At 73.0% G+C, this 5,963-nt stretch carries 4 protein-coding genes; 2 read left to right on the top strand and 2 right to left on the bottom strand.

Features of this window, described 5'->3' with window-relative positions; all coding sequences use genetic code 11:
* The first annotated feature begins 287 nt into the window (after positions 1 to 287).
* The gene (locus GSF22_RS29470; protein WP_208817182.1) at positions 288 to 1,007 is read left to right on the top strand and encodes a lysophospholipid acyltransferase family protein; all 720 of its coding nucleotides are present in this window, start codon (positions 288 to 290) and stop codon (positions 1,005 to 1,007) included.
* Between the two features lie 37 nt (positions 1,008 to 1,044).
* Here GSF22_RS29470 and GSF22_RS29465 read toward each other — a convergent pair whose 3' ends face one another.
* On the bottom strand, positions 1,045 to 4,548 hold the full coding sequence (locus GSF22_RS29465) for an ATP-binding protein (protein WP_208817183.1): 3,504 nt from the start codon (positions 4,546 to 4,548) through the stop codon (positions 1,045 to 1,047).
* A gap of 225 nt (positions 4,549 to 4,773) precedes the next feature.
* Between GSF22_RS29465 and GSF22_RS29460 the strand changes: the two genes are divergently transcribed.
* Complete coding sequence (locus GSF22_RS29460) at positions 4,774 to 4,974, top strand: hypothetical protein (protein WP_208817181.1); 201 nt, start codon at positions 4,774 to 4,776, stop codon at positions 4,972 to 4,974.
* Between the two features lie 67 nt (positions 4,975 to 5,041).
* Here GSF22_RS29460 and GSF22_RS29455 read toward each other — a convergent pair whose 3' ends face one another.
* On the bottom strand, positions 5,042 to 5,734 hold the full coding sequence (locus GSF22_RS29455; protein ID WP_208817180.1) for a Crp/Fnr family transcriptional regulator: 693 nt from the start codon (positions 5,732 to 5,734) through the stop codon (positions 5,042 to 5,044).
* Positions 5,735 to 5,963: the final 229 nt, after the last annotated feature.

Raw genomic sequence — 5,963 nt, 5'->3', positions numbered from 1 at the left:
CCGCCCGGGACTACCTCAGCCAACTCGCCGACGGTGACCGGTCGCCGCGACGTGGCACCACGCGGCCGGCGTGGGGGCGACCGGACGTCACCCGTACGCCGTGCATGAATCGTGACACGAGGGTGCCCGGTTCCGGGAGTGCGTTGTGGCGCGGCGTACCCGGTTCGTAGGCTCATTGCCGACAGTTCCGCCCGTCCGTCCGCGTCGGGTCGTCGGTCCCCCGGGCTCGTGACCTGGCCCGGACCGCCGGCCGGCGGGAACGTGGGCACCTCTCGGGAAGGACACCGGTGCTGTACTGGCTGATGAAGTACATCATCCTCGGCCCCTGGCTGAGGCTGATCTTCCGACCGCAGGTCGAGGGGAGGGAGCACGTCCCCGACTCGGGCGCCGCCATCCTGGCCAGCAACCACCTGTCCTTCTCGGATTCGATCTTCATGCCGTTGATCGTCAAGCGAAAAGTGACATTCGTTGCCAAAGCCGAGTACTTCACCGGGCGCGGACTCAAGGGCTGGCTGATCCGGCAGTTCTTCGTGGGTACCGGGACGATCCCGGTCGACCGCTCCGGGGGACGGGCCGCGCAGGCCGCTCTCGACACGCAACTGGAGGTGCTCCGGGCCGGTAACCTTGCCGGCATCTACCCGGAGGGCACCCGCTCCCCGGACGGGCGGCTCTACCGGGGCAAGACCGGCGTGGCCCGACTGGCCCTGGTCAGTGGCGCCCCGGTCATCCCGGTGGTGATGCTCAACGCCGACGAGATCCAGCCGCCCGGCAAGCTGATCCCGAAGGTCAAGCGGGTCCGCATCCGGTTCGGCGCCCCGCTGGACTTCTCCCGGTACGCCGGCCTCGCCGGGGACCGGTTCGTCGAACGGGCGGTCACCGACGAGATCATGTACGAGCTGATGGAACTCTCCGGCCGCGAGTACGTCGACATGTACGCCCAGAAGGTCAAGAACCAGCAGCCCGGGGAACCGGCCCCGGCGGTCGCCGCCGGCCGGCTCGCCGCCTGACCGCCGCCCGCAGTCGGGCCGGGGCCGCCGGCTGTGCTCAGCCGGCGGCCCCCGCCAGGAGCAGCAGCCCCGGGGCCCGGTTGCGGTCGGCGAAGGCGCGGACCTCGGCCACCGCCTGCCCGGCGGCGGTGACCGCACCCGCCCGGGCCAGTTCCCCGGCGGCCATGGCCAGCGCCAGCATCTGGTCGGTGGTGTCCGGGATCTGGGCGTACAGCTTGGCGGCGGCGGCGTGCAACTGGGCGGCCCGGTCGTGGTCGCCGTCGGCGCCGGCCAGCGCGGCGGTGACGGTCTGCATCGCCGCGTCGGCCCAGATGGTGCGGTGTCCGACCCGGTCCAGCATGCCGCGCACCCGCACGGCCGCGTCCCGGCCGGTCAGGGCGGCGGCGTACGCGGTCGCGCTGACCCACTCGCCGCTGGCCAGGGCGGGTACCCCGGACCAGGAGGCGGCCAACTCGTCGAGGAGTTCGTCGGCCTCGGCGTACCGGCCCTGCAACGCCCGGCAGAACGCGGCCAGTCCCACCATCGTCCAGTGCACCCGGTGGAATCCGCTGCGCCGGGCGGTCTCCAGCGCCTCGGTCACGTCGTCCCGCCCGTCGGCGGGCTCGTCGGCGACCCCCGGTACCGGCTCGTCGCGCAGCACCCGCAGGCAGGCCCGCAGCCCCCGGACCTGCATGTCCCACCGGCCGCTCGGGGTGTCGACGAAGGCGTCGGCGGCGGCCAGCAGTTGGCCGAAGTCCCCGTCGAAGTAGGCGCGCATCGCCTCGTTCGAGTACCCGGTGGTCAGCGCGGTGCCACCCTCCACCGTGCCGAGCAGCTCCCGCGAGCGGATCCAGTCGCCCTCCTCGCGCAGCGCGTAGGCGAGGTTCTGCACCGCGCGGGGCAGCGCGAAGAGCTGGTGGATCCGGCAGAACTCGGTGGCCGCGTGCAGCTCGTCCAGGCCACCCCGGTCGCCGGCCTGGTAGCGGGCCGCCGCCACGGTGATCCGGGCGTGGGTCTGCGTCTCCACCAGCCCGAGCCGCTGTGCGATCGCGCCCGCCGTACCGGCCGCCGCGATGGCCGCGTCCCGCTCGTAGTTGAGCATGTGCAGCCGGCCCAGCTCCGCGTACGCGTCGGCCTTCGGCTGGGTGTCCGGCAGCCCGTCGAAGAGTGTCACCGCCCGGTCCAGGCAGGCCAGTGCGGTGTCCCGGTCGGCCCGCAGCCAGGCCGCCTGACCGAGCAGCGTCCACGCCCGCGCCGCGCAGGCCCGGTCGTCGTGCGCCAGCAGCCGGTCGGCCAGCGTCGTCAACTGCCCGGTACCGCCCCCGGAGAGGAAAGCCGGCCCGTCCCGGTGGAACGAGATCTCCGTGCTCAGCAGCTCCAGCTGCAACCGGCCCAGCGGGTCGTCGGCGTCGTCGGCCAGCGACAGCGCCCGCCCGGCGTGACTGGCCGCCGCGTCCAGCGCGTGCAGCGCGTACGCCCGCCGGGCCGCCCGGTGCAGCGCCTCCCGGGCCGCCGGGGCGTACTGCCCGGTGTCCACCCCGAGGGTGCGGGCGATCTCGTGCGCCGCCCAGCGGTGGTGGGCCAGCACCTCGGCCAGGTCGGTGTCCCGCCCCCGGGACAGCGCGTCGAGCCAGTCGGCGGTCCGCTCGTGCCGGGCCACCCGCTCGGTACGCGGCAGCCGCTGGTAGCAGACGTCGCGGACCAGGATGTGCCGGAACCGGTACTCCGGCTGCCCGGCCATCACCGACGAGCGCTGCTCGTGGACGAAGTCCCGCTGCTCCAACCGGCGCAGTGCCCGCTCCACCGACTCGACCGGGCGGCCCAGCGCGGCGGCCACCGCCCCCGGCCAGAACTGCATCCCCACCACCGACGCGGCCAGCAGCACGGTGCGGTCGGAGGCGTCGAGCAGGTCGACCCGGTTGGCGATGACCGCGTGCACGCTGTCCGGCATGGGCAGGTCGCTCTGCTTCTCCAGCGACCAGCCCCGCCCCGACTGGCGCAGCGCACCCTGCTCGATCAGCATCCGCACGTACTCGTGCGCGTAGAGCGGATTGCCGTCGGCCACCTCGACCAGCGGCGCCAGCATCTCCGACGGGAACGCCGCCGCGCCGAACATGTGCTGGTAGAGCGAGGCGATGCCGGTGTTGCGCAACGGCGGCAGGGTGATGGTCAACGAGCCGGTCATCGTCCCCGCCCAGCTCGGGTCCCGGTCCACCAGCTCGGGGCGCGCGGTGCAGAGCACCAGCAGCGGCACGTCCCGGGCCGACGCCCCGAGCAGCTCCACGAAACGCAGCATCGCCTCGTCGGCCCAGTGCAGGTCCTCGAAGACCAGCACGGTCGGCCGCCGGGCGGCCAACGCCACCAGGAACCGCCGCCACGCCGACTCGGTCTCCTCCGGCGGCAACGGGGTACCCGCCAACCCGATCAGCGGACGCAGCGTGTCCACCAGCCGACCCGTCTCGGCCGGGCCGACCAGGCCACCGACCGCCGCCGCCAGCCGGTCCACCGCCACGCTCGCCGGGTCGGTGTCCAGGATGCCCGCCTCGGCCTTGACGATGTCGGCCAGCGCCGCGAACGTCACGTTCTCCCCGAACGGCGGGCACCGGCCGGTCCGCCAGGTCAACGGGTCGTCGACCAGCCGCTCGGTGTGCCGGTACAGCTCCCGCACCAGCCGGGACTTGCCGATCCCGGCCCGCCCGAACAGGGTCACCACCTGCGGCACCTGCTCCCGGATCGTCCGGTGCAGGGCGTTGACCAGCAGGCCCAGCTCGTGTTCCCGGTCGATCAGCGGGGTCGCGTCGGACTCCCGGTCCGGGTACTGCGCCTGCACCGGTTCCCGGGCCAGCCACACCTCCGTCGGCGACGAACGCCCGCGCAGGGTCACCGGCGGCTGCTCGTCGTACCGGATCGCGTTCTTCGTCAGTGCGTACGTGTTGCCGCACACCAGCACCCCGCCGGGCGGCGCCACCGACTGCATCCGGGAGGCGGTGTTCACCACGTCACCGGCGACGATCGCCTGCCCGCCGTCGCGGGCGGCGGCCACGTCCACCAGTGCCTCCCCGGTGGCCACCCCGACCCGGAACCGGAGCTGGTCGGCGCCGGTGGGGGCGAACCGGGTCAGCACCCGTTGCAGCTCCAGACCGGCCCGGACACAGCGCAACGCGTCGGTCTCGGTGGCCACCGGCGCACCGAACAACGCCATCACCGCGTCCCCGATGTACTTCTCCACCACCCCGCCGTACTGCCCGACGACCCGGCGGGCGGCGGAGAAGAAGCCGGTCTGCATGCCCCGGACCAGCTCCGGGTCGGCCCGTTCCACGTACGGCGTGAAGTCGATCAGGTCGACGAAGAGCACACTGACCCGACGTCGGTCCTCCTGGGGCGTGGCGGCCGGTGGGGCTCCCGCGGCGCGTGGTTTGCCGCACGAGGTGCAGAACGCGGCGTCGGCGGTGAGCGGGTAGCCGCAGTGCGGGCAGGCCGCCGCCAGCTCCGTCCCGCAGCCGCCACAGAAGCGGTCGTCGGGAGCCGGGTTCCGGCCGCACTGGGCACAGGGAGCGCGAATGCCGTCCTCCTGCTCTCGCGGACCGGCGGGCCGACGCGGCGCCGGTGGATGCCATTGGATCGGATGCGGGCGACCTGGCAGTCACCAGGTCCGAGTATCGCCATCAGCGCACACTGTCGGGAACCGGGCTGTTGGCTAACGGACACTCGTTCGGCCGGTTGATCGGGGCAGCCGGAAGCTACAGTCAGGCAACCAAGTGAATGATCACCTTAGGGAGACGCAGCCATGGTTTACGTTCGGCTGGACGGGGAGTGGACCGACGCTGACGGGGTCGACCACGCGGCCGGGGAGATGGTCGACGTGGACGCCGCGACGCTCGCGCAGCTGCAGGCGCAGGGCATCGTCGGCGAGGGCACCGACTGGGCCGGCCCGACCGGCGGCCAGGACGGCACCGACTGGGCGGGGCCGACCAGCACCACCCCCTGATCGCCGCACCGCATCCGTCCCGCAGGCCGCCCGGCCTGCGGGACGTTCTTCGTGGTGCCGGTCCGGGTCAGCGGTCGTTCATGCCCGCCCGGCGGCGCAGCGCGGCCACGTCGGTCACCACGATCCGCCGTCCCTCGGTACGCAGCCAGCCCCGGCTGGCGAACGAGCCGATCGCCTGGTTGACGCTCTGCCGTGAACCGCCGGCCATCTCCGCGAGCTGGCTCTGGTTCAACTCGATGGTGATCATCGGTGCGTGACTCTCCCCGGCGAGCCGGACCAGGGTCTTGGCCACCCGACCGGGCAGGTCGAGGAAGACGTGGTCGGCGTTCTGCTCGGTGAGCCGGCGGATCAGCCCGCCGAGCGACCGCATCACCGCGTCGAGGATGCGCGGGTTCGAGTGCACCAGCTCCATGAACGCGCCCCGGGACAGCGCCAGCGCGGTGCAGTCCTCGATGGCCTCCGCCGACGCGGACCGGGTGGACGCGTCGAGCAGCGACACCTCACCGAGCACATCGGGCGGTCGGATGACCGACAACACCGCGCGTTCACCGGTCGGAGCCGTCCGGAACACCGCCACCGCGCCCCGGCGCAGCACGATGAGGGACTCGCCGGGGTCGTTCTCCACGAAGAGCAACTGGCCCTTCCGGTACGTCCGGGGGACCGCTGCGGCGATCACCCGCTGGCGCACCTCCGGCTCCAGCCCCGCGAACATCTCGACACCCGTGAGCGCATCTCCCGGCTCCGGCAGGCGAACCTCCACGGCCCAACCCCTCCCCGGTTTGAGAACCACATCCCGCCGCCCGGCCGGCCGTCGGCCGTCGCGGGGGTGAACGGACACCGGTCACCTACCGGTAGCGGTACACATCAGATCATGACGGTCGTGTCGCGTGCTGTACACCCCTCAAATCACTTCCGTGACAGTCATGAGCTGCGGAAGCGGTCATGCTGAACGGGAGAGCCGCTGATGGGTGGGGGCCGTACGGGGGCAC

The organism is Micromonospora echinofusca, from assembly GCF_017614955.1.
GTDB lineage: Bacteria > Actinomycetota > Actinomycetes > Mycobacteriales > Micromonosporaceae > Micromonospora > Micromonospora echinofusca_A.
This window is presented reverse-complemented; position numbering and strand designations above follow the sequence as displayed.